A 21,699-nucleotide genomic window follows, 5' to 3' on the forward strand; every position below is an offset into this window, starting at 1 on the left:
GATAGCTATGTTGCCGCGCCAGCTCGGCGCAGGGCCATCTAGCCGTATAGCGATGTCGTATAGCGATTCGTTGAATAACACCTAATCGATGGAATAGGATCACGCTATTATAGGCACCTTTGTACAATTTGTGGCGACTGGGTACAACCTTTGCGGTGTCCATCTTGGTGCGCTGTTAGTCGGAGTATTATTAGACCGACCGGCCTAATAATGCTGCCCCCAGCTCGTTTCCAGAGAGCCAAGCATCCTCGACACGGCTACCGCGGAAGCTGTCACCGCACAGTGCTAAACCGCTCTCACTGTACAAGAACGACTGCCTGCCTGGCGAGGCAGGCTGGGCATAGCGCCAGCGGTGCGCCCCTACGTCAATAGGAGAGGGGAGCGATGTGTCGCTGGGCAGTGTGGTGACGAATGCCTCCCATAGCTGCTGCGCCGCGGATGCTGGTGTCGCGTCGATATGTGCATCGCTCCAGTCGAGTTGGGCCAGCAGGCTCAGGCTTTCCGGCTGGTGCTTTCGCCCTGGTTTGGTGTGGTTGCGAGAGACCAAGCGTAGAGCAGGATGCTCAAGATGCAGGCTCTGCCACTGGTCGCCGACGGGAAGTCTTGGAAGCGATTCGTCAAATATGGCCCATGCCGCCCAGCAGCTCCGCTGCGGTCTTTCTTCACAGGCGTCGGACAGCATCGGTTCCCAATCTGCCAGCAGCGCTTTCGCCTGGGGCGGCGGGGCGCTGATCACCACGTAATCGAAAAGACCGTACCGGTTGTCGTGAGCATCGCGAAGCTGCCAGCCTTTGGGCTGGCGCTCTAAAGCCGTGATGGTCGTTTCGAGCAAGAGCGTGGCATCAGCGAACGCGCTCAGCCCGTCGGCCAGGTAGCGAGTAATGGCGCTCATGCGCGGCGCTCCACAATAGCGTATCTGCCCATCGTCGTGTGTTTGCCAGCCGGATGCACTAGCCTGATAGCGATGTGTTGGCCAGATGTCCACACAACCGGCGTGTCGCCACTCGTCGACCTGACGCGCAAAACGCTCATCACGCACGGTAAAGGCTTGGGCGCCGAGGTCGAGCGTGGCGGCAGGGCGCTGTTTACTGGACATTCGCCCGCCGGGACCGCGTGCCTTATCGAATAGCCGAACCTGGGTACCCTGCTGCGCCAGTCGATGGGCGCAGGCCAGCCCAGACAGCCCGGCGCCCACGATGGCCACGCGAAGCGCAAAGGGTGATGGATAGCTCTCGTTTGCCGTTGCGGCCATACGTCCTCGCGGTATCAGTAGGCGGGTTCCATTTTATCGTAGCAGTTATGTATAAATATCGTACAATTAAATAAGTTGCAATGTGTATGAGTGACCGAACCTCGCCCACCGAGACCGCTCATCCGGCGGTGGCAGGCAACACTCTCCTGCACACCACGTTTAACGGCAAAGGAGTGACACCATGCGGGTATTAATCACCGGGGGCAGCGGCTTCGTGGGCCAACGACTCAGCCAAGTGCTGATCGACCAAGGGCACGAGGTGCAGGTGGTGTCCCGAACGCCCCACAACGTGCGCGGTAAACTGCCCAAGACCTGCGATATCCGCGATAGCGCGCAAGCCTTCGTGGACACACCGCCAGACGCGCTGGTGAATTTGGCGGGGGAGCCCATTGCGGCAAAACGCTGGAGCACCGAACAGAAAGAGCGACTCATCCGCTCCCGGGTCGAGAGTACCCAGCAGCTCATTGCCCTCTGCGAGCAGCTGACGGCCAACGGCCAACCTTTACCGAGCGTCATGGTGAGTGGTTCGGCGATGGGCTATTACGGCGATCAGGGGGACAAGGTGGTGGACGAGACCACCACGCCCCACGACGAGTTCGCGCATCGGCTGTGCGCTCAGTGGGAAGCGGCGGCCAAGCCCGTGGAGACGATGGGCATCCGGCTGGCGATTCTGCGTATTGGGCTGGTGCTCGAAGCGGGGGGCGGGACGCTGCAAAAAATGCTGCCGCCGTTCAAACTCGGCCTAGGCGGGCGGTTTGGTGATGGTCAGCAGTTCATGCCCTGGATTCATCGAGATGACCTGGTGGCCGCGATCATCTATTTGATCACCCAGCCAGCCCTCTCTGGTGCGTTCAACGGCAGCGCACCGCATCCGGTGACCAACGCCGAATTCACCCAAACGCTGGCCAAGCAGCTGCATCGTCCGGCCATGTTTCCGGTGCCCGCGTTCGTGCTGAAAGCGGGCTTTGGGGAGATGTCGCGGCTGCTGTTGACCGGGGCAGACATGCGTCCCGAGCGGCTACGCGAAGCGGGCTTCGAGTTTCAGTACCCGACGCTCGACCAAGCACTGGCAGCCATCCTATAGCCGCCCGTCGCGAGCCTCAGTTCGCGTTGGGGTCGACGGTGATGATCACCCGTACCGAGTCGAGTCGTAGGCGAGTGTTTTCGATAGCGCTGCTCAGCGCCTGACGCTCCTGCTGCAGCGCTTCCAGCTCTTCACTGCGCACCGCCGGATTGTGCTCCGCCAGCGCCGTCAGGCGGGCCAGCTCGGCGTCCAGCTGGGCGCGCATGCGGATTTCTGCGGCCTCTACGATACTCGGCAGTTCACGCTCGGCTTCGCTTTCTCCTTGGGTGAGCAGCTCGCGAAGCTGATCATGGCGGCTCTTGATCAAATCCCGCGCCAGCGACTTGTTCACCTTCTGCAGGTTTTTGCCCAGCCCGGTGAACGAGATCTTGCTGGTCAGGTTGGCGCCTGACTCATCCAGCAGTACGCGTACGGCGGTGGGCGGCAAGAAGCGGTTCAGGTGCAGCGATTTGGGCGCCGGGCAGTGGGTGCGAAACACCAGTTCGGCCATCAAACGCCCGCTGGGAATCGCTGGGTGGCGTAGCAGCGCCAGCGCGGTATTGCCCATGGTGCCATCGAGAACCCGGCCGATCATTTCGCGCACCAGCGGATGCTCCCAAGAGAGCCGCTGCACGTCATCCCGCGCCAGTGCCTGGGCGCGACTGTAAGTGGCAGAGAAGCCCTCTTCGCCTTTGACCAGCCCCGGCAGGCCATCCAGCATGTGCTGGCTGGGTTGCAGATGCAGCAGGCCGTTGCCGATCTCCTGGCTGTCGACGCCGAAGATATCCAGCGCACGCTCCACGTAGCGAGGCAGCGCCGGATCCTCGTCCAGCTCGCGCACGGCATCGATCACCTGCCGTGCCCGCGTGGGGCGGCAGGCGTTGAGTTCCAGCAGGCGGTTGCGACCCGCATCCCGTTCGGCGAGCTTGGCGATGAACATCTCTCGGGTCTCGTCGATGATCTCGTCGAGCATCTCGTCGTCGAGCAGCGCATCGGCCAGAGCATCGCCAAAGGCATCGAACAGGTCGCTGCCCACTCCATGGGGCGCGCTGAACGCGTCCATGCCTTCGTGGTACCAGCGCAGCAGGCGCTCGCCGGGACTGCCGGTAAACGTAGGCACGTGCAGTTCGATGGCGTGGCGCTGGCCGATCCGGTCAAGGCGGCCAATACGCTGCTCTAGCTGGTCGGGGTGCTGCGGCATGTCGAACATGACCAAGTGGCGGCAGAACTGGAAGTTGCGCCCCTCGGAGCCGATCTCGGAACACACCAACACCTGGCAGCCATCCTCTTCATCGGCAAACGCGGCGGCGGCCCGGTCGCGCTCGACCAGCGACAGGCCTTCGTGGAAGACCGGCGCATGGTAGCCGCCCAAGACCCGCAGGCCCTCCGCGAGCCCTTCTGCGGTTTCCCGGTGGTGGGCAATGACCAGTACTTTGTCGTTGGCGAAGCCCGTCTCGCTGTCGTCGCTGAGTTTTTCGAGCAGCCAGTTGACGCGAGGGTCGATGTGCCACCAGGCCTCGGTGTTCAGCGGGTCGTTGCTGAGCTCGCGGTACATGGCGTCCGGGTAGATCAGTACGCCCGGATGGTCCATGCCGGTTTCGATCAGCAGCTCGTCCAAATAGTCGTCGTCGCGCTCCAGGCGGCGCAGCACGCGGCGGTAGGCCGACGGCAGTTCGAGCGGAGCTAAATGCAGGCGTCGCTCGGGGAAGCCACCTACGTGACGGCGGCTGTTGCGGAACATCACGCGGCCGGTGCCGTGGCGGTCGAGCAGTGCATCGCGCAGCTGGGCGCGTGCGGCGTCCTGCTGCTCCGGGCTGGCCTCTGGGTGGCACAGCGTGGCGAGCAGCGCCTGGCTGTCGCGGTCGTCGGCCACGGCGGCGACGCGTTCGCGGGCGCTCGCGGTGTGCGGCAGCTCCTCCAGGGCATCGATGGCGCCTGCCACCGCGACGTAGTGCTGCTCCTCCTCTTTGAAGCGCTCGATGTCGTGGTAACGCTCGGCGTCTAGTAGCCGCAGGCGGGCGAAGTGGCTTTCCAGACCCATCTGCTCCGGCGTGGCGGTAAGCAGCAGCAGGCCGGGAATCTCGGCGGCGAGCTGTTCCACGCACTGGTAGCCGGGGCCGCTCTTCTCCGGGCTCCAATCCAGGTGGTGGGCCTCATCGACGATCAGCAGGTCGAAGCGGCTGGCCAGGGCTTGGTCCTGGCGATGAATGTTGGCGAACAGCCTGCCTTGGCTGGCCAGCACGAGCTGGGCGCTCTCGAACGGGTTGACGCTGCCGTGGGCCTGGCTCTGGTGCTCGTCCAGCAGAGTGACGTTCAGCGAGAAGCGGCGCAGCAGTTCGACCAACCACTGGTGGGTCAGGCTGTCGGGCACCAATATCAGCGCGCGCTCTACCCGGCCAGCCAGCAGCAGGCGGTGAAGAATCAGGCCGGCTTCGATGGTTTTGCCCAGGCCCACTTCGTCGGCCAACAGAACCCGCGGCGCATGGCGTCCGGCGACTTCGTCGGCAATATAAAGCTGATGGGGTATGAGGTCGATGCGCGGCCCGGCAAAACCGAGGGCCCCGTGCTGCTCGATGCGCTGGAAGTGGTGAAGAGTGCGAAAGCGAAGATCAAACCAGTCGTTGCGGTCGACTTGACCGGTGAGCAAGCGGTCGCGGGCCTGATCGAACTGCATGGTATCGGCCAGCTTGGCCTCGGGCAGCTCGCGCAGAGTGCCGTCGCTGTCTTCACCGATGTAGGTGATCAGGCCGCGACTCTCTTTGCTGTCATCGACGATCATCTGCCAGCCATCGGCAGAGAGAACGCGGTCGCCGCTGCCGAACATCACGCGGGTAAGCGGCGCCTGGCGAGTGTTGTAGGTGCGGGTTTCCTGGCTGGCACTGAACAAAATGGTAACGCTACGGGCGTCGCAGTTAAGCACGGTGCCGAGTCCAAGCTCGGCTTCGCCGTCGCTAATCCAGCGCTGGCCGGGAGAAAAATCGCTCATGATGCCTCGAGGAAGTCGTCAAAATCGGGTCGTACGCCGCCGGGGCAGGTGACCGGCGGCTAACAGGGCGGGGGATTCTAACGCAAAGCAGCGGGGGGATTAAGGTCTATCGTGGTCAATCGCTCAACCAGCGCTCCAACTGCGCGCGGGTCAGTTCACCGACGTGCACGTCGAGGGTTCTGCCCGTCGTATCGAAGAGCACCGTCGTCGGAAGCCCCGGCGCTTGGAAGCGCGCCATCAGCGTCTGCTCGGGGTCGCGCAGCGGGTAACGGAAGCTGAGCGACTGCTCGTCCAAATAGCGGGCAATGGGCAGCAAGTCCTCGCCCTGATTCACCACGACGACGGTAATGTCGTCGCGCTGGTCCGCCTCTTCTAACAGCGGCATCTCGCGCAGGCAGGGCGGGCACCAGGTGGCCCACAGATTGACGATGATGCGTTCGCCTTGATGGGTCAGCGACGGCAGCGACACCGCGTTGCCGTCGAGATCGTCTAGCGTGACATCGGGTAGCGACGTGACGGCAAATGATTGACCCAGCGGTGATAGCGTGACCAGCACCAGCCAAAGGCTGGCGGCGCCTACCGTCATGGCCAGGCCGCCGATCATCGCCAATAGCCGCGCGCGCAGTGCCCAGACGGTCCAAAGCAAGCCAGCAAGCAGGCCGCCGAGGGCGTGATAGCCCGGCTGCCATACTTTCAGCGCGTCCAGCGGGGACGGAGCGTAGCTCTCCCAATGGAGGACGACGAACGTCACCCGCGCGCCGACGAGCCAGGCGAGCAACAAGCCGTTGAACCAGCGGCCATGGGGTCTGGCGGATAGCCCCAGCAGGTAGCGGCTGCTCAGCAGCAGCAGCAGCGCGCAGGCCAGCGCGTAAAGCCGTGGCGTCGAAATCAGCAGGGGGCCGAGGGCTATGGCATTCATCGTCATTCCGGTAAGCAGGTACACTAGGGCACCATACCACGCACGCTACTCACGATGGAGATGTCGATGCCGCAATCCTCTTTTGACACCCTGCGCGCTCTGGCCATAGGCAGTCAGGCGCTAGGCCTCGCGCTGATCATTACTCTCGAAACCGTGCTCGGTGACGGTGCCCGCCCCTGGCAGGGCGCGGTACTGGCCGTCATGGTGGCGTGTGCGCTGCTCATTGCACTGGTGCGCATGTACCGCAACAAGCGCCGACAGAAGCGACTGGCTGAGCGTTTAGAGGCATCAGAGCCGAAAAACCACGAGCGTTAGAAACCGTTGCTTGTGTTTTTGACGGGACGGTTCCAGATTATGGGTAGCCCTGCGCTGGACGGTCAGGGCACTCAATCTACTGGGAGCGACAAATAATATGATCAATAAGCGCGCACTAGCCATTGCCGTAGCGGCCTCATCACTTGCTTTAACCGGGATGGCCCAAGCGGAGGTCAAAGTTGGCTTCTTGGGCGGCTTTACGGGGGGGATCGAGAGTCTGACACCGCCGATCTTTGCTGGGGCCCAGCTGGCGGTCGAACAGGTCAACGCGCAGGGCGGTATCTTGGGGGGGCAAACCCTGGCCATGCCTTCGGGCGATACCACCTGTTCCGATGCGTCGGCCGCCTCCAACGCCGCCGACCGCATGGTGAACTCCGAGAACGTCACGGCCATCGTTGGGGCGTTATGCACCGGTGCCACGATTGCCGCCGCCAACAACGCCGCGATCCCTGGCGGTGTGCTGATGGTGTCGCCAGCATCGACCGCGCCTGCGGTATCGGAGCTGGACGACAACGATCTGGTCTTCCGTACCGTGCCGTCGGACGCCTTCCAGGGGGAAATGCTGGCCAAGCTGCTGCTGGATAAAGGCATCGACTATGTGGCCGTTACCTTCGTCAACAACGACTATGGACGTGGTCTGTCGGACGCCTTTAGCGCCGCGTTTACCGCCGGTGGCGGCGAAGTGGCCGAGAACCTCGCCCACGAAGATAACCGGGCCGATTACCGCTCCGAGCTGGGCTCACTCTCCGCCAGCGGTGCCGATACCCTGGTCGTCTTGGCCTACGCTGACACGTCTGGCCAAACGGTACTGCGTCAAGCCTATGAGAGTGGCATGTTCACCCAGTACGTGGGCGCTGACGGGATGGTGGGCGACAGCCTAGTCGAAGCGATCGGTGCCGACGTATTGGATGGCATGATTGCCACTCGCCCCGGCAGCCCAGAGCTACCCGGCACCGAAATATTTAACAACGCAGCGACTGAGGCGGATATCGACCCCAGCGCCGTGTTTGCGGCTCAGGCATACGATGCGGCCTTCCTGATTGCGCTAGCCATCGAGCAGAACGGCAGCGCAGACCGTGAAGGGCTCTCGGAAGCACTGCGCAGCGTATCGAGTGCGCCCGGTGAAGTGATCCTGCCCGGTGAGTGGGAGAAAGCCGTCGAGCTGATCGCTGCGGGTACGGACATCAACTACGAAGGCGCCTCCGGCTCCCACGAGTTCGATGACAACGGTGATGTACCGGGCGTGGTCGTCGAGATGGCCGTAGAAAACGGCACCTTTACCAGCAAAGGGCAAGTGGACCTGTAAGCCGTTACCATCGCTAGATAGCAATGCGCCCCGCTCATTGAGCGGGGCGCTTTTCGTTGGGCGATGCCTGTGTCATTAGCCGTGGCTTTTGATCTTTTCAGGCAGCAGCCCTTTGGGGGCAAAGCGCAGTACCAGGGTGATCAGCATGCCGATCACCAGAACTCGTGCTTGAAGCGCTCGACTGTCCATATTGCTGGGTGCCTCCCAGCCAAAGGCGTTCTCTCCGAGTGCGACGAACAGCTCCATCAAAAACAGCGCCAGCGGCTCGGACATGATCCAGATGATGTAGACGGCCACCGCACCAAAAATGGTGCCCAGGTTATTGCCGGGGCCGCCCAGGATGACCATCACCAGCACCAGAAAGGTGTGGTTCAGCGGTAGGTAGCCCTGCGGATCGAACAGGCTGTTGAACGTGCCCAACATGCCGCCCCCCAGGCCCATCAAAATGCAGCCCAGCACGAAAATCTCCAGGCGACGCTTGTTGATGTCCTTACCCATGGCCGCCGATGAGACTTCGTTGTCGCGGATCGCGCGAATCATTCGCCCCCAAGGGGCGTGATAAGCACGGTGCAGCAGGAAGAAAATCACCGCAATGACCACCGCCGTCACCGATAGATAGATGGCGCGGGAGAGGGTAAAGCCGAGTTCGGCAGGGCCAGGCGTGGGCCAAGGCAGCGGCGAGACCGTGGCCGTGCCGCGGGTCAGCCAGTCGGAGTTTTTCAAAAACGCCTTGATGATCTCGGCAATACCCAGGGTGGCAATCGCCAAGTAGTCGCTGCGCAGCCCAAGACACACATGGCCGATGAAGTAGCCCACGCCACCGGCCAGCGCGCCCCCGACGATCCAGCCCACCCAAGGCGGTAGGCCAAATCCGCCCACAAAGCCCGCCTGGGACTGAATTTGGCTGGTGACATCGCGCAACAGACTGATCACGACGAGGTAAAGTACCACCGCCAGCACTACGGCGATCACGGTGCGCAGCGTTTTGGGCACACCCAAGCGGTCGAGTTTGGTGGCACCGATGACCACGACCGTGGCCGCAAGGCCATAGAGCAGCACTTGGCCGAGCTCACCCGGCAGCTCGGTACCCCAAAAGGCGTCGTTGACCGGTACGCTAAACAGCATGGCGCAGAAGCCGCCGAGGGCGACGAAGCCCATCACCCCGGCATTGAACTGCCCGGCGTAGCCCCACTGAATCGTCAGGCCCAAAGCGAGAATGGCGTAACAGGCGGCTTCGACCAGCATGCGGGTGCTGTAGGCCGCACCCATCAGGGCATACACCGCCAAAACGGCGAGGAGCAGCGCACCAAACAGCACCAGCTCGCGCAGCGGGAAGCGGCGCTGCGGGGTGGCGTCTTTCGGCGTGTAGGCCGGGTTGCGAGTATTGGTTGGATGGCTCATTAGATCACCTTGCCTTTGAACAGGCCGGTCGGGCGCCACACCAGGATGGCCACCAGAATGAAGAACGGCACCACGATTTTGTATTCAGTGCCCACGAAGGCAAGATTCGACGGCAGCGCCAGCCACTCGGGAAAACTGTCTTGGAAAGGGCGTATCAACACGTTCCAGTTGAAGACGGCCAAGGTTTCGGCAAAGCCCACCACGAACCCACCGGCAATCGCGCCGTAAGGATGGCCCACTCCGCCGACGATGGCCGCCGCAAAGATCGGCAGCAGCAGGAAGAAGCTCAGGTCCGGTTTGAAGGTCACGTCCAACGAGAGCAGCGTGCCCGCAATCGCTGCGAGGCCGCCCGCAATCACCCAGGTGACCGCCACGATGGTATTGGTATTAATGCCCGATGCCTGGGCCAGCTCCGGATTATCCGACATGGCGCGCATGGCTTTGCCTAACCGTGAACGGTTGAGGAACAGGTGGAGCGCCATCACCGCAACGATGGTGATCACGAACAGATAGATCTGCGGTTCGGTGATCACGATCGGTGCCCGCGCGCCTTCGAACGGTAGCGCTAAACGAAAGATCTCTTTGCGGTCATCGACATACAGACTCTGTCCGCCGGTACCCGAGAACAAGCGAATCAAGCCCTGTAGCATCAGTGTGACCCCCAGCGAGCCAATCACCATGACGATGGGCTTTACGCCATGGGCGCGTAGCGGCTTATAGAAGGCCTTATCGATGCCGACGGCGAGTAGGGCGGTGAGTAGCATCGCCAGGGGCAGCATGATCAGCGCCGTGGGGACGCCAATGCTGGCGCCGACGGCAGGGAAAGCGGTGGTGAGCAGCAGCACCATGAAGGCACCGAAGGTCATCATGTCGGCATGGGCAAAGTGGGCAAAACGCATGATGCTGAAAATCAGCGTCACGCCAATCGCGCCAATGGCATAAATCGAGCCGGTGACGCTACCCGCAATCACCACGTTATTAATGAAAAAAGCCAGTTCGTTCACGCGTTTCTCCCCCGGGCTAGCCGCCCAAAAAGCTTTTGGCGACATCGGGGTCGGCCAGCAGAGCCGCCCCGGTATCCGTAAAGCGGTTCTGGCCTGCTGCCAGGACAAAGCCTTTATCGGCAATCGCCAAGGCCTGCTTGGCGTTCTGCTCGACCATCAAGATGCCCACACCTGCGGCGTTGATCTTCTTCACGCGATCAAAGATCTCATTCATATAGAGTGGCGATAATCCGGCCGTGGGCTCGTCTAGCAGCAGCAGGCTGGGCTCTGCCATCAGTGCACGACCCATGGCCACCATCTGGCGCTGGCCGCCGGAGAGCTCGCCCGCCGGCTGGTGGCGCTTCTCGACCAGCGGCGGGAAGAAGTCGTACACCTGTTCCAGCATGCGCTTGACGTTCTGCGGCTTCAGGTAGGCGCCCATCTCCAGGTTCTCTTTCACCGAGAGGCTGGGGAAGACGTTTTTCTCCTGGGGGACGAAGCCCATGCCTCGCTCCACGAGTTGGTTGGGCGGTAAATTGTGGATGGGTTGGCCGTTGAGCAGGATTTCGCCCTGGTTGACGTTCAGAAGCCCAAATACGGCTTTGAGCATGGTGGATTTTCCCGCGCCGTTGGGGCCGACGATGACGCCGACCTCGTCGGCATACAGGGTCATATCGACCCCGTTCAAAATATTCATACTGCCATAACCGCCGTGCACGTCGCGTGCTTCAAGCAGTGGCTGGGGTGATGCCTGTGTCGATGACATAAACGCGTCTCAGCAAGCGTCGCGCTGGGGTCTCCAGACGCGATCATGTTGTTGTAGCCGTGGGTGGGCTATTGGTCGTGACTGTGTGAAGCGTATTGCCGGGGTTAGGCGGCATCCGAGCCGAAGTAGGCCTCGATGACTGCCGGGTCGTTCTGTATCGCTTCGATGTGTCCTTCCACCATGACGCTGCCCTGGGCCAGTACGATGACCGGATCGCAGAGCCGCGAAATCATGTCCATGTCGTGCTCGATGACCAGGAAGGTGTAGCCCATCTCACGGTTGAGCCGCTCGATATTGCCCATTAAATCTCCCAGAAGCGTACGGTTCACCCCCGCGGCGATTTCATCGAGCAGGACGATCTTGGCATCGGTCATCATGGTGCGGCCAAGCTCCAGAAGCTTCTTCTGTCCGCCGGAGAGATTGCCCGCAAGTTCGTTGCGCACATGGTGCAGGCCGACGAAGTCGATGACCTCCAGCGCGCGGCGGCGCACCTCGGCCTCTTGCTCGCGCACCAGCGATGGCTTGAACCAAGTATTGAACAGATTTTCACCGGCCTGTCGGGGGGGCACCATCATCAAATTTTCCAGCGCGCTCATCTGGCTGAACTCGTGGGCAATTTGAAAGGTGCGTAGCAGTCCTTTGTGGAAACGCTGGTCGGCGCTCAAGGTGGTGATGTCTTCGCCATCGAGCAGGATCTGCCCGCTGTCCGGCGTCAGCGCCCCGGCGATCAGGTTGAAGAGCGTCGATTTACCGGCTCCGTTAGGGCCGATCATGCCGGTGATCGACCCTTTCTCGACTTGGATCGAACAGTCGTTGATGACGTGTAGCCCACCGAACGCTTTATTGACGTGTTGTACTTCGATAAGCGGTTGCATGGTGTCCTCGTAAGGCAGGCGGCCTCGTCACCGCCTGCAGCAGGGATATTGTTATCAAGGTTTAGAGTGGCGCAGACGCTGGGCAAGCGCAAAAGCCGCCACGATGAGCAGTGCGCCGAGCGTTGGAATCAGATACCCCTCGATGTGGGGTATCGTACGTAAAAAGACGAACGATACTGCCGCCGGCCCGACGAAACGCACTAAAAAGCGCCAGAAAGCGAACCAGGTGGCATTGGTGCCGAGCTCTTTCATGACTTCGCTCTGGGTCAGCGCCCAGCCGGCAAACAGGGCGATCAACAGGCCACCCAGCGGCATGAAGATATTGGTCAGCAGCTCGATGACATCGAAGGCGCTGCGTCCAAACAGCGTATGGAAAATCGTGCCTTCTGCCCAGACGTTGAAGCTGACCACCGTGAGTAGCCCCATGGCCCAAGCCGCAACGACCATGATGGTGACCGCCTGGGGACGCGTCATGTCGAAGCGCTCGACCAGGAACGCCGCGACCGGCTCGATCAGCGAAATGGAGGAGCTAATGGCGGCCCCCAATACTAGAATGAAGAACACACCACCGACCAAGGCGCCAAACGGCATCTCGGCAAAGGCCAGCGGCAGCGTCACGAACATCAGCCCGGGGCCCTGGCCGGTTTCCAGGCCCGCGCCGAACACCAGCGAGAAAATGGCCAGGCCCGCGACCATGGCAACGGCGGTATCGACGAACGCGACGGCAATGGCCGTCCGTGTGAGCGACGCGTCGCTGGACATATAAGCGCCGTAAGCCATGATCGCGCCCATACCGAGGCTTAGGGTAAAGAACGATTGACCCATGGCCTGCAGCCAGCCTTCCAGGCTGAGATCGCCAATGTTGAAGGTGAACAGGAAGCTCGCTGCCGCGCCCACATCGCCATTGATGATGCCGTAAATCAGCACCACGATCAGAATGACGAACAGCGCAGGCATCATGATGCGCAGGCCCGACTCTATGCCTTTATGAATACCCATCCCGACGATCAGCGAGGAACCCACGATGAATAGCGTGTGGTACAGCGTCATTAATCCGGGCGAGGCGAGCAGCGCATTGAAGCCCTCGCTGATGGTTTGAGCGTCTGCGCCAACCAGCGAACCGGTGAGCATCAGCCAGGTGTAGTGCAGCGCCCAGCCCGCGATCACCGAATAAAAGCTCAAAATCAAAAAAGCGGAGGCGGCGCCCAGCCAGCCTATCGACTCCCACGCCCGTGATGTGCGATGCGTTTTAGTCAAATGCCGCATACCCATGATGGGGCTTTGACGGCTGGTGCGCCCCAGCATGGTCTCGGCGATGAGGATAGGAATGCCCACGGCAAAAATGGTCAGCGCGTAAATCAGGATGAACGCGCCGCCCCCATTTTCACCGGTGAGGTAGGGAAAGCGCCAGAGGTTGCCGAGACCGACGGCAGAGCCCACCGCCGCCAATAAAAACGTGCCTTTGTGTGTCCAGACGTTATGACCGCTCATGTGAAGGAGTGTCCGTATAGGGGTGCCAGGATGGGGGTAAGTATCCAAACACTTGTATGAATTATGGCATGTCAGCACCCCGAGGGCGTGCTGAGAATAGCGCTACTTTGCGATAGAACGTCAGCGCTTTCCAGCGTACTAGCGTTTAGGGTGCGTTAACGAGCACGCTTGGCGATGAACCAAAACGCGCGGCTAGAGGGGCTGTCGTACGAAAAAGGTTGCTACGCTGAGAACTTACATAAAAAAGCCCGCGCGGTGGCGGGCTTTGTGTCGGCAGCGGTCAGCTTACTTTTTGCTGGAGCGCTTGCGCTCGTTCTCTTTGAGCAGTTTCTTACGTAGGCGGATAAAGCTCGGCGTTACTTCGACCAGTTCATCGGAATCGAGGAATTCGATGGCTTGCTCCAGAGTGAACTTCACTGGCGGGGTCAGTACGATGTTCTCGTCGTTGCCCGAGGCGCGCATGTTATCCAGCTTCTTACCTTTGGTGGGGTTGACCACCAGGTCGTTGGCACGGCTATGGATACCGATCAGCATACCTTCGTACACCTCGGTGCCGTGGTCGACGATCAGCTTGCCACGCTCTTGCAGCGTGTAAAGCGCGTAGGCCAGCGCTTTGCCGTCGACCATGGAGACCATGACGCCATTACGACGCTCGATGGCGGCGTCGGGCTTTAGCGGGCCGTAGTGGTCAAAGCGGCTGGTTAGAATGCCGGTACCAGACGTCAGGGTCAGGAACTGGCCGCGGAAACCGATCAAACCACGGGCGGGAATGATGAAGTCCAGACGAACACGGCCTTTACCATCCGGGTTCATGTTGGTCATTTCGCCCTTGCGGTAGCCGAGCTCTTCCATGATCGAGCCTTGGTGCTGCTCTTCACAGTCGATGATGACTTCTTCGTAGGGCTCCTGCTTGACGCCGTCGATCTCTTTGATGATGACCTCCGGACGGCCAACGGCCAGCTCGAAGCCTTCACGGCGCATGGTTTCGATCAACACCGACAGGTGCAACTCGCCACGGCCAGAGACTTTGAACTTCTCGGGGGTTTCGCCCTGCTCGACGCGCAGTGCCACGTTGTGGATCAGTTCTTGATCCAGACGATCCTTGATATTGCGGCTGGTAACGAACTTGCCGTCTTTACCGGCAAACGGCGAGTCGTTGACCTGGAACGTCATGGAGACGGTCGGCTCATCGACGGTCAGCGGCGGCAGCGCTTCGACATTATTCACGTCGCACAGCGTGTCGGAGATCGCTAGATCTTCGATGCCGGTGATGCAGACGATATCGCCAGCGGTGGCTTCATCGGTCTGCACTCGCTCGAGGCCCATATGGGTCATCACCTGGCCGACCTTACCCTTACGGGTCTTGCCTTCTTTAGTGATCACGCTGATTTGCTGGTTCGGCTTGACGCTGCCGCGAGTGATGCGGCCCAGGCCGATGACGCCGACGTAGCTGTTGTAGTCCAGCGCTGAGATCTGCATCTGGAAGGGGCCGTCGACTTCGACCTTCGGCGGCTCGACGATGTCCACGATGGCTTGGAACATCGGGTCCATGTTGTCGGCCAGCTCTTCCGGATCCATGCCGGCAATACCGTTCAACGCCGAGCAGTAGATGATCGGGAAGTCGAGCTGCTCGTCGGTGGCGCCGAGGTTGTCGAATAGATCGAAAATTTGATCGATGACCCAGTCGGGGCGCGCGCCAGGACGGTCAATCTTGTTAACGACGACGATCGGCTTCAGGCCCTGGGAGAACGCTTTTTGGGTCACGAAGCGGGTCTGCGGCATCGGACCGTCAACGGCGTCGACCAGTAGCAGTACCGAGTCCACCATGGACATGACGCGCTCGACTTCACCACCGAAGTCGGCGTGCCCAGGCGTGTCGACGATATTGATGTGGTAACCCTTGCCATTACCATCCTGCCACTGAATAGCGGTGTTTTTGGCCAGGATGGTAATACCGCGCTCCTTTTCCTGGTCATTCGAGTCCATGATGCGCTCTTGGCCTTCGGCCTTACGGTCGAGCGTTCCGGACTGGCTTAACAGTTTGTCTACCAAGGTAGTTTTACCGTGGTCTACGTGGGCGATGATGGCAATGTTGCGAAGATTCTCGATCACGACGCGATCCTGCTGGAAAAATAGGGCGGCATTATAGGGTCTGGGGATGGTCTACTACCAGCGCTGTCTTAAACAAAGCAGCAAGTCAATAACCTAAACGCGGCAGTTTTCGCTGTTGTGACGCTTCCGTTAAGATAGGCGTTTTCCCAGTTGGGGCAAGCACATGACCATCGGTAACCTGATGCGTTTGTTAAGCGATGGCGAGGTTCATTCCGGTGAACAATTAGGCGAAGCGCTGGGCGTTTCCCGAGCCGCCGTGTGGAAACAACTAAAAAAATTAGAGGCGCTGGGTGTCGAGCTGGTGGCCGTCAAAGGGCGCGGCTACCGGCTCGCCTACCCGTTAGAACCGCTGGAGGGCGCCAAGATCGTCGAACGGCTGCCCGCCGATGCCCGCCATTTACTGACACGGCTATTCGTCGAGGATCAGCTGCCGTCCAGTAACGAATATCTGCGCGAACGCTTTTCGCAAGGGGCGGGGCATGGCGAGGTCTGCTTCGTCGAGCTGCAAACGGCTGGGCGTGGTCGCAGGGGGCGAGTGTGGTCGACTCCCTGGGGGCAGAGCCTAATGGTGTCGATGGGGTGGCGCTTCGAGTCCGGCATCAATGCGCTGGAGGGGCTTAGTCTGGCCGTCGGTGTGGTGGTCTCCCAAGTGCTCGAACGTTATGGTGTGTCGCCCAAGTTGAAGTGGCCCAACGATGTGCTGCTGGCCGAGCAGGGTGGTGAACTCGGTAAGCTGGCCGGTATTTTGATCGAGGTGACCGGCGACGCGGCTGGCCCCTGCGAAGTGGTCATCGGCATGGGCATGAATCTGTCATTGCCAGATAGCTTGCGCGCCACGATCGACCAGCCGGTGGCGGCGCTGTTCGATGCGCAGCCGGGCATTTCGCGTAATCAGCTAGCGGCAGACATGGTAGCAGGGCTTTTGAACATGCTGGCGGGGTTCGAAACCCGCGGGTTTGCTCCCTGGTTGAATGCCTGGAATCAGCGGCATGCCTACGCAGGCCTGCCCATCCGTGTGATTCAAGGCGAGCGTTCCAGCGATGCCGTCGCCGGGGATGTCGATGAAAGTGGTAACCTATGGGTTACTGAAAATGGTTACTCGCGACGCCTGGTCGGCGGTGAGATTAGCGTACGTAGGCGCCTATGATTTTGGATTTGGATATCGGCAACACGCTGTCGAAGTGGCGGCTCAAGGATGCCGAGAGCAGCGAGATCCGTTCGCGAGGCGCCGTGTGGACGCGAGAGGAGTGGCGTCCCGGGGCAGACATTCCCGATTTGGACGTCGTGGAAGCGGTACGTATCTCCAGCGTGGCCAGGACGGCCGTGCTTGAAGAGACCGTCGCGCTGCTGCGGCGCCAGGTGCGCCATGTGTACGTGGCTCGCTCGACGTCAGAGGCGCTCGGTGTCGTCAACGGCTACGAGGAGCCGGGGCGACTCGGCGTCGACCGCTGGATGGGGGCGCTGGCAGGCTACCAGCTGGCGGGGGGGTGCTGCGCGGTGGATTGCGGGAGTGCCATTACCATCGACTTCGTCTTACCGGGTGGTATGCATCTGGGTGGTTTTATCATCCCAGGACTGCGGCTGATGAAAGAGAGCCTGAAGCTGGGAACACGCAATGTCGCCATCGATCCGGAAAGCGAAGCCGATGCGCTACTAGAGCCGGGAAGGCGCACGGTGGATGCGGTGAACCATGGTATTTACATGGCCGCCGTTAGCGCCATCAACCGCATTTACAGTGAAGTATGCGATCAGCAGGGGGTGACACTACCGGTGCTGCTGACCGGCGGCGATGCCCGTGTGGTATCCCGCGGCGTGCAAGTGCCTCACGCGGTGTGGCCCGACATGGTCTATGGTGGGTTGGAGGCCTGCTATCCGCTCACGTTTGCCGAGCGTGCTGGAAAGATGTCGGGTGCGCCGCGAGTACCAGAGCCGGTATCATTAGAAAAAATTCGTGCAGGCCTTGCATTCTCGATGCTGCTTTGACAGAATGCAGCGCGTTCCAGAGCGGATGCCGTGCTTTGAAGTGCTGCTTCCAGCAAGCTTTGATAAATAAAGAGTTTGCAGGCTTGACACCGTTTTGGAGGCTGGCATAATGTGCCGCCACAGCTGGAGAGGTTCCCGAGTGGCCAAAGGGAGCAGACTGTAAATCTGCCGCGAAAGCTTCGAAGGTTCGAATCCTTCCCTCTCCACCAGATTGATCGAGCGCTGAGTTAGTCAGCGCTTGGGAATGAAACGCCGGTAAGCGGGCATTAGCTACTGTTTCTCGTGCAACGGATTGTCATTCTGCAGGCAAGTTCGGCGGGCGTAGTTCAATGGTAGAACCTCAGCCTTCCAAGCTGATGGTGCGGGTTCGATTCCCGCCGCCCGCTCCAGTTTGATGTGTTTGGCTCATGTAGCTCAGGGGTAGAGCACACCCTTGGTAAGGGTGAGGTCGACGGTTCAATTCCGTCCATGAGCTCCATATTGCAAAAAAAGCGAGCGAAGCTCGCTTTTTTTGTCTTTGCTCTCCCATTGGGTGGAGGGTAAAAGTAAGGGTTGTCAGGTGGGGGTTTCTCCGCTATCATGGCGCCCGCTGTTGCGTAGGCGTTTGCTTGCGCACGTGACGATACAGGCCAGTAGCTCAATTGGCAGAGCAGCGGTCTCCAAAACCGCAGGTTGGGGGTTCGATTCCCTCCTGGCCTGCCAACCTTCCCCAGGTTGGTATGTCTTTTCTAGAATTCCTTTGTCGCTCGCTGCACCCTTGGGAGTCTCGTTTTTATGAAGCCTAGTTCCGTAAAACATGGCGAAGAGGTGCAACAGACGCGCCATGACGGGCTCAAGTGGGCGGCGGTTGTGGCGCTGCTTGTCGTTGCAGTCGTTGGTAATACCTATTTCACCGATGTTGGCCTGCTCTACCGCGTCTTAGGTGTGGTGGTGTTGTGTGCGCTTGCGGGTTTGATCGCCTTAACAACCACCAAAGGCCGTGACTTGGTTGAGCTTGCCATCAGCGCCAAGAAAGAGATTCAGCGCGTTGTATGGCCGACCCGTCCTGAAACCATCCAAACCACGGCGATCGTGCTAGTGGCTGTGCTGGTGGTGGGTCTGATGCTGTGGTTGATCGATACTCTTCTTGGCTGGGCGATGTCCGGCGTCATTGGTTAGGAGTTTTCATGTCCAAACGTTGGTACGTCGTCCACGCTTATTCCGGCTTCGAAAAGCATGTCATGCGCTCGCTTATCGAGCGTGTGAAGATGTACGGCATGGAAGATCGCTTTGGCGAGATCCTGGTGCCGACGGAAGAAGTGGTTGAGATGCGTGACGGTAAGCGCCGCAAGAGTGAGCGCAAGTTCTATCCGGGCTACGTGTTAGTCGAGATGGAAATGGTGGATGAAACTTGGCACCTGGTGAATGAAACGCCGCGTGTCATGGGGTTCATTGGCGGCACCAAAGAGAAGCCCGCCGCGATTACCAGTCGCGAGGCGGAAGCCATTCTGCGTCGTGTGAAAGACGGCACCGACAAGCCGCGACCCAAAACCATGTTCGAGCCGGGTCAGTCCGTTCGTGTCATCGATGGTCCGTTTGCTGACTTCAACGGTGTCGTTGAAGAGGTGAACTACGACAAGAGCCGCCTGCAGGTCAGCGTGCTGATCTTTGGGCGTGCAACGCCTGTTGAGCTCGAGTTCTCGCAGGTAGAAAAAGAGTAATCTCAAAATGTTGCAGGCTGGTGTCCTATGCGCGCCAGTCTGGATTCATGTAAAGCAGCCCAGCGCTGCTTTACGCGTACCGGGGAGCCGTCAGGCGCTATCACCCAACTGGAGTATTTACCATGGCCAAGAAAGTACAGGCTTATATCAAACTGCAGGTTGCTGCAGGTAAAGCCAACCCGAGTCCGCCCGTAGGCCCCGCGCTGGGTCAGCATGGCGTGAACATCATGGAATTCTGTAAGGCGTTCAACGCTGCGACTCAAGAAATTGAGCCGGGCCTGCCGACGCCTGTCGTGATTACTGTCTACTCTGACCGTAGCTTCACGTTCGTCACCAAAACACCGCCGGCCGCCGTTCTGCTCAAGAAAGCGGCTGGCATCAAGTCCGGTTCTGGTGAGCCGAACAAGAAGAAAGTCGGTACCGTGACTCGCGAGCAGCTCGAAGAGATCGCCAAGACCAAAGAGCCGGATATGACGGCTGCTGATCTCGACGCCGCGGTGCGCACCATCGCTGGTAGCGCTCGTAGCATGGGCTTAAACGTGGAGGGTCTCTGATCATGGCTAAATTGTCTAAGCGCGCGAAAGTCATTCGCGAGAAAGTAGACCCGAACAAAGCGTACTCTCTGGAAGAAGCCGTTGCGCTACTTTCCGAGCTGTCGACTGTCAAGTTCAAAGAGTCTCTGGATGTGGCGATCAACCTGGGTGTTGATCCGCGTAAATCCGATCAGGTCGTACGTGGCGCTACCGTCATGCCTAACGGTACTGGTAAAGACGTTCGCGTAGCCGTCTTCACCCAAGGTGCCAATGCTGATGCGGCTAAAGAAGCCGGTGCTGACATCGTGGGTATGGACGATCTGGCTGAGCAAGTCAAAAAAGGCCAAATGGACTTCGACGTGGTCATCGCCTCTCCGGATGCGATGCGCGTTGTCGGTCAGTTGGGCCAAATTCTTGGTCCGCGTGGCCTGATGCCGAACCCGAAAGTAGGCACCGTGACGCCTGACGTGGCGACGGCGGTCAAAAATGCCAAAGCGGGTCAGGTGCGTTTCCGTACCGATAAGAACGGCATCATCCACACGACCCTAGGTAAAGTGGATTTTGACGCGGCGTCCGTTCAGGGCAACTTGGAAGCACTGGTAGCTGACCTGAAGAAGCTCAAGCCGAGCTCCTCCAAAGGCATCTACTTTAAGAAAATTACCCTGTCCACTACCATGGGCCCGGGTTTGACCATCGACCACTCTGCGCTGGTATAAGCGAGTCGTCGGCAGGTTTTAGTAAGTACCGAGCAAGAACTTTGCGGTCCCTCGCTAGGCAGTCAGTCGAGCGAGGCGCCGTCAAAGACCGCAGGTGCCGCCTCGTCTTTTGAGACGGGGCGGCTTAATCGCCCTAGAGCGCCTGCGCAGATGGTGTGGCCGCCAGTTGGTTAACGCTTTTCGCAAGCCGCTTTCTGGTGAGCACCATCCCCCAAGGCTTCCAAGGCCAGCAGTATGCCTTGGAAGAGATGGTAACCACCGGAGCCTTGATGGGTTCCGGCACGAAGGAGTGATCACTGTGCCACTAGCACTTGAAGGCAAGAAAGCGATTGTTGCCGAGGTCAGTGAAGCGGCCAAGGGCGCACTCTCCGTCGTAGTTGCCGATTCTCGTGGCGTTACGGTCAGCAAAATGACCGATCTGCGTAAGCAGGCCCGCGAGAACGGTGTAGAGCTTCGCGTTGTTCGTAACACGCTGGCTCGCCGCGCACTCGAAGGCACTCAGTGGGAGTGCCTGAACGAGAGCTTTGTTGGTCCTACTCTGCTGGCTTTCTCTACTGAGCATCCGGGCGCTGCCGCTCGTCTGTTCAAGGATTTCGCCAAAGATGAGAAGAACTTCGAAGTCAAAGCGTTGGCCTACGAAGGTGAGCTGATTCCGGCTGCTGACATCGATCGTCTAGCAACCCTGCCGACCTACGACGAGGCGATTGCCAAGTTGATGTCGGTCATGAAAGAAGCCTCCGCTGGCAAGCTGGTTCGTACTCTGGCCGCACTGCGCGACCAAAAGCAAGAAGCCGAAGCTGCCTAAGCAGCGTTTCTTGCAGGCGGCGTGAACGATCGAGTCGTAGCGTTGCCTGAACCAAGCAATGAACCCTGAGTTCTCGGTCGACCGAGACTCCCGCAAAGTTAGGAATGAAACAATGGCACTGACCAAAGACGATATCATCAATGCTGTAGCCGACATGTCCGTCATGGAAGTTGTCGAGCTGATCGAAGCGATGGAAGAGAAGTTCGGCGTTTCTGCAGCGGCGGCCGTGATGGCTGGTCCGGCTGCTGGCGGCGAAGCAGCTGCTGAAGAGCAGACTGAATTTGACCTGGTACTGGCATCTGCTGGTGACAAGAAAGTTAACGTCATCAAAGCCGTTCGTGAAATCACCGGTCTTGGCCTGAAAGAAGCCAAGGGTGCCGTTGACGGCGCGCCGGCGACCATCAAAGAAGCCATGTCTAAAGAAGACGCTGAAGCCGCTAAGAAGAAGCTGGAAGAAGCGGGCGCAACCGTCGAGCTCAAGTAATCCTTGTGC

Annotated in this window: 20 protein-coding genes and 4 tRNA genes; 15 read left to right on the forward strand and 9 right to left on the reverse strand. The window is 59.9% G+C overall.

The genetic code is table 11. The features are described 5' to 3' along the window. Positions 1-190 precede the first annotated feature (190 nt). Positions 191-1,252 (reverse strand): NAD(P)/FAD-dependent oxidoreductase, encoded by a 1,062-nt coding sequence (locus tag GYM47_RS00785; protein WP_153843249.1) that lies wholly within the window; start codon positions 1,250-1,252, stop codon positions 191-193. A 181-nt stretch (positions 1,253-1,433) separates the two neighbouring features. Here GYM47_RS00785 and GYM47_RS00790 point away from each other — a divergent pair, with 181 nt between their 5' ends. Further along, on the forward strand, positions 1,434-2,336 hold the full coding sequence (locus tag GYM47_RS00790; RefSeq protein WP_153843248.1) for a TIGR01777 family oxidoreductase: 903 nt from the start codon (positions 1,434-1,436) through the stop codon (positions 2,334-2,336). Between the two features lie 16 nt (positions 2,337-2,352). Here GYM47_RS00790 and rapA read toward each other — a convergent pair whose 3' ends face one another. Together rapA and GYM47_RS00800 are read right to left on the reverse strand one after the other, a co-directional pair. Then, on the reverse strand, positions 2,353-5,301 hold the full coding sequence (gene rapA / locus GYM47_RS00795; RefSeq protein WP_153843247.1) for an RNA polymerase-associated protein RapA: 2,949 nt from the start codon (positions 5,299-5,301) through the stop codon (positions 2,353-2,355). Between the two features lie 115 nt (positions 5,302-5,416). Continuing rightward, a complete protein-coding gene (locus tag GYM47_RS00800) occupies positions 5,417-6,220 on the reverse strand; it encodes a TlpA family protein disulfide reductase (RefSeq protein WP_153843246.1) in 804 nt (267 codons plus the stop codon). Between the two features lie 66 nt (positions 6,221-6,286). Between GYM47_RS00800 and GYM47_RS00805 the strand changes: the two genes are divergently transcribed. After that, on the forward strand, positions 6,287-6,535 hold the full coding sequence (locus tag GYM47_RS00805) for a hypothetical protein (protein WP_153843245.1): 249 nt from the start codon (positions 6,287-6,289) through the stop codon (positions 6,533-6,535). 97 nt (positions 6,536-6,632) lie between these two features. Next, a complete protein-coding gene (locus GYM47_RS00810; protein WP_139527852.1) occupies positions 6,633-7,841 on the forward strand; it encodes an ABC transporter substrate-binding protein in 1,209 nt (402 codons plus the stop codon). Between the two features lie 75 nt (positions 7,842-7,916). Here GYM47_RS00810 and GYM47_RS00815 read toward each other — a convergent pair whose 3' ends face one another. The 6 genes from GYM47_RS00815 to typA all read right to left on the reverse strand — a co-directional run bounded on the left by GYM47_RS00815 (position 7,917) and on the right by typA (position 15,469). Then, entirely contained in the window at positions 7,917-9,242 is a 1,326-nt protein-coding gene (locus GYM47_RS00815; RefSeq protein ID WP_153843244.1) for a branched-chain amino acid ABC transporter permease, read from the reverse strand. Continuing rightward, positions 9,242-10,246, reverse strand: a complete 1,005-nt coding sequence (locus GYM47_RS00820; RefSeq protein WP_139527854.1) for a branched-chain amino acid ABC transporter permease — start codon at positions 10,244-10,246, stop codon at positions 9,242-9,244. The genes GYM47_RS00815 and GYM47_RS00820 overlap by 1 nt, the downstream gene beginning before the upstream one ends. A 16-nt stretch (positions 10,247-10,262) precedes the next feature. Continuing rightward, positions 10,263-10,991: an ABC transporter ATP-binding protein gene (locus GYM47_RS00825; protein WP_153843243.1), complete on the reverse strand. Its 729-nt coding sequence runs from the start codon at positions 10,989-10,991 to the stop codon at positions 10,263-10,265. Between the two features lie 104 nt (positions 10,992-11,095). Further along, a complete protein-coding gene (locus tag GYM47_RS00830) occupies positions 11,096-11,866 on the reverse strand; it encodes an ABC transporter ATP-binding protein (RefSeq protein WP_153843242.1) in 771 nt (256 codons plus the stop codon). Positions 11,867-11,920: 54 nt separating this feature from the next. Continuing rightward, a complete protein-coding gene (locus tag GYM47_RS00835; protein WP_153843241.1) occupies positions 11,921-13,357 on the reverse strand; it encodes a sodium-dependent transporter in 1,437 nt (478 codons plus the stop codon). Between the two features lie 285 nt (positions 13,358-13,642). Next, positions 13,643-15,469 carry a translational GTPase TypA gene (gene typA, locus GYM47_RS00840; RefSeq protein ID WP_139527858.1) on the reverse strand — a complete coding sequence of 609 codons (1,827 nt, stop codon included), beginning with the start codon at positions 15,467-15,469 and terminating at the stop codon, positions 13,643-13,645. Between the two features lie 163 nt (positions 15,470-15,632). On the opposite strand from typA, the gene GYM47_RS00845 reads away from it, so the two are divergent. The 12 genes from GYM47_RS00845 (at position 15,633) to rplL (ending at position 21,690) form a co-directional block, all read left to right on the forward strand. Continuing rightward, complete coding sequence (locus tag GYM47_RS00845) at positions 15,633-16,616, forward strand: biotin--[acetyl-CoA-carboxylase] ligase (RefSeq protein ID WP_153843240.1); 984 nt, start codon at positions 15,633-15,635, stop codon at positions 16,614-16,616. Further along, entirely contained in the window at positions 16,613-17,452 is an 840-nt protein-coding gene (locus GYM47_RS00850) for a type III pantothenate kinase (protein WP_139527860.1), read from the forward strand. The genes GYM47_RS00845 and GYM47_RS00850 overlap by 4 nt, the downstream gene beginning before the upstream one ends. A 125-nt stretch (positions 17,453-17,577) precedes the next feature. Further along, a tRNA-Tyr gene (locus tag GYM47_RS00855) sits at positions 17,578-17,661 on the forward strand. Between the two features lie 106 nt (positions 17,662-17,767). After that, positions 17,768-17,841, forward strand: a tRNA-Gly gene (locus tag GYM47_RS00860). A 14-nt stretch (positions 17,842-17,855) separates the two neighbouring features. Then, positions 17,856-17,930, forward strand: a tRNA-Thr gene (locus GYM47_RS00865). A 148-nt stretch (positions 17,931-18,078) separates the two neighbouring features. After that, positions 18,079-18,154: transfer RNA gene (locus GYM47_RS00870), tRNA-Trp, on the forward strand. Between the two features lie 72 nt (positions 18,155-18,226). After that, positions 18,227-18,610 (forward strand): preprotein translocase subunit SecE, encoded by a 384-nt coding sequence (gene secE, locus GYM47_RS00875; RefSeq protein WP_139527861.1) that lies wholly within the window; start codon positions 18,227-18,229, stop codon positions 18,608-18,610. A gap of 8 nt (positions 18,611-18,618) precedes the next feature. After that, positions 18,619-19,152, forward strand: coding sequence for a transcription termination/antitermination protein NusG (gene nusG / locus GYM47_RS00880; protein ID WP_139527862.1), 534 nt, complete (start codon positions 18,619-18,621; stop codon positions 19,150-19,152). A gap of 122 nt (positions 19,153-19,274) precedes the next feature. Beyond that, positions 19,275-19,706: a 50S ribosomal protein L11 gene (rplK, locus tag GYM47_RS00885; protein ID WP_139527863.1), complete on the forward strand. Its 432-nt coding sequence runs from the start codon at positions 19,275-19,277 to the stop codon at positions 19,704-19,706. 2 nt (positions 19,707-19,708) lie between these two features. Next, positions 19,709-20,401, forward strand: coding sequence for a 50S ribosomal protein L1 (rplA, locus tag GYM47_RS00890; RefSeq protein WP_139527864.1), 693 nt, complete (start codon positions 19,709-19,711; stop codon positions 20,399-20,401). Positions 20,402-20,699: 298 nt separating this feature from the next. Continuing rightward, positions 20,700-21,206 (forward strand): 50S ribosomal protein L10, encoded by a 507-nt coding sequence (gene rplJ, locus GYM47_RS00895; RefSeq protein ID WP_139527865.1) that lies wholly within the window; start codon positions 20,700-20,702, stop codon positions 21,204-21,206. A gap of 112 nt (positions 21,207-21,318) precedes the next feature. After that, positions 21,319-21,690 (forward strand): 50S ribosomal protein L7/L12, encoded by a 372-nt coding sequence (rplL, locus tag GYM47_RS00900; RefSeq protein ID WP_139527866.1) that lies wholly within the window; start codon positions 21,319-21,321, stop codon positions 21,688-21,690. Positions 21,691-21,699: the final 9 nt, after the last annotated feature.

It is taken from the genome of Vreelandella piezotolerans (genome assembly GCF_012427705.1).
Lineage (GTDB): Bacteria > Pseudomonadota > Gammaproteobacteria > Pseudomonadales > Halomonadaceae > Vreelandella > Vreelandella piezotolerans.

Coding starts and splice junctions, on each gene's coding strand:
- GYM47_RS00785 (WP_153843249.1), bottom strand. CDS start 1,252: ATGGCCGCAACGGCAAACGAGAGCTATCCATCACCCTTTGCGCTTCGC.
- GYM47_RS00790 (WP_153843248.1), top strand. CDS start 1,434: ATGCGGGTATTAATCACCGGGGGCAGCGGCTTCGTGGGCCAACGACTC.
- rapA (WP_153843247.1), bottom strand. CDS start 5,301: ATGAGCGATTTTTCTCCCGGCCAGCGCTGGATTAGCGACGGCGAAGCC.
- GYM47_RS00800 (WP_153843246.1), bottom strand. CDS start 6,220: ATGAATGCCATAGCCCTCGGCCCCCTGCTGATTTCGACGCCACGGCTT.
- GYM47_RS00805 (WP_153843245.1), top strand. CDS start 6,287: ATGCCGCAATCCTCTTTTGACACCCTGCGCGCTCTGGCCATAGGCAGT.
- GYM47_RS00810 (WP_139527852.1), top strand. CDS start 6,633: ATGATCAATAAGCGCGCACTAGCCATTGCCGTAGCGGCCTCATCACTT.
- GYM47_RS00815 (WP_153843244.1), bottom strand. CDS start 9,242: ATGAGCCATCCAACCAATACTCGCAACCCGGCCTACACGCCGAAAGAC.
- GYM47_RS00825 (WP_153843243.1), bottom strand. CDS start 10,991: ATGTCATCGACACAGGCATCACCCCAGCCACTGCTTGAAGCACGCGAC.
- GYM47_RS00830 (WP_153843242.1), bottom strand. CDS start 11,866: ATGCAACCGCTTATCGAAGTACAACACGTCAATAAAGCGTTCGGTGGG.
- GYM47_RS00835 (WP_153843241.1), bottom strand. CDS start 13,357: ATGAGCGGTCATAACGTCTGGACACACAAAGGCACGTTTTTATTGGCG.
- GYM47_RS00845 (WP_153843240.1), top strand. CDS start 15,633: ATGACCATCGGTAACCTGATGCGTTTGTTAAGCGATGGCGAGGTTCAT.
- GYM47_RS00850 (WP_139527860.1), top strand. CDS start 16,613: ATGATTTTGGATTTGGATATCGGCAACACGCTGTCGAAGTGGCGGCTC.
- secE (WP_139527861.1), top strand. CDS start 18,227: ATGAAGCCTAGTTCCGTAAAACATGGCGAAGAGGTGCAACAGACGCGC.
- nusG (WP_139527862.1), top strand. CDS start 18,619: ATGTCCAAACGTTGGTACGTCGTCCACGCTTATTCCGGCTTCGAAAAG.
- rplK (WP_139527863.1), top strand. CDS start 19,275: ATGGCCAAGAAAGTACAGGCTTATATCAAACTGCAGGTTGCTGCAGGT.
- rplA (WP_139527864.1), top strand. CDS start 19,709: ATGGCTAAATTGTCTAAGCGCGCGAAAGTCATTCGCGAGAAAGTAGAC.
- rplL (WP_139527866.1), top strand. CDS start 21,319: ATGGCACTGACCAAAGACGATATCATCAATGCTGTAGCCGACATGTCC.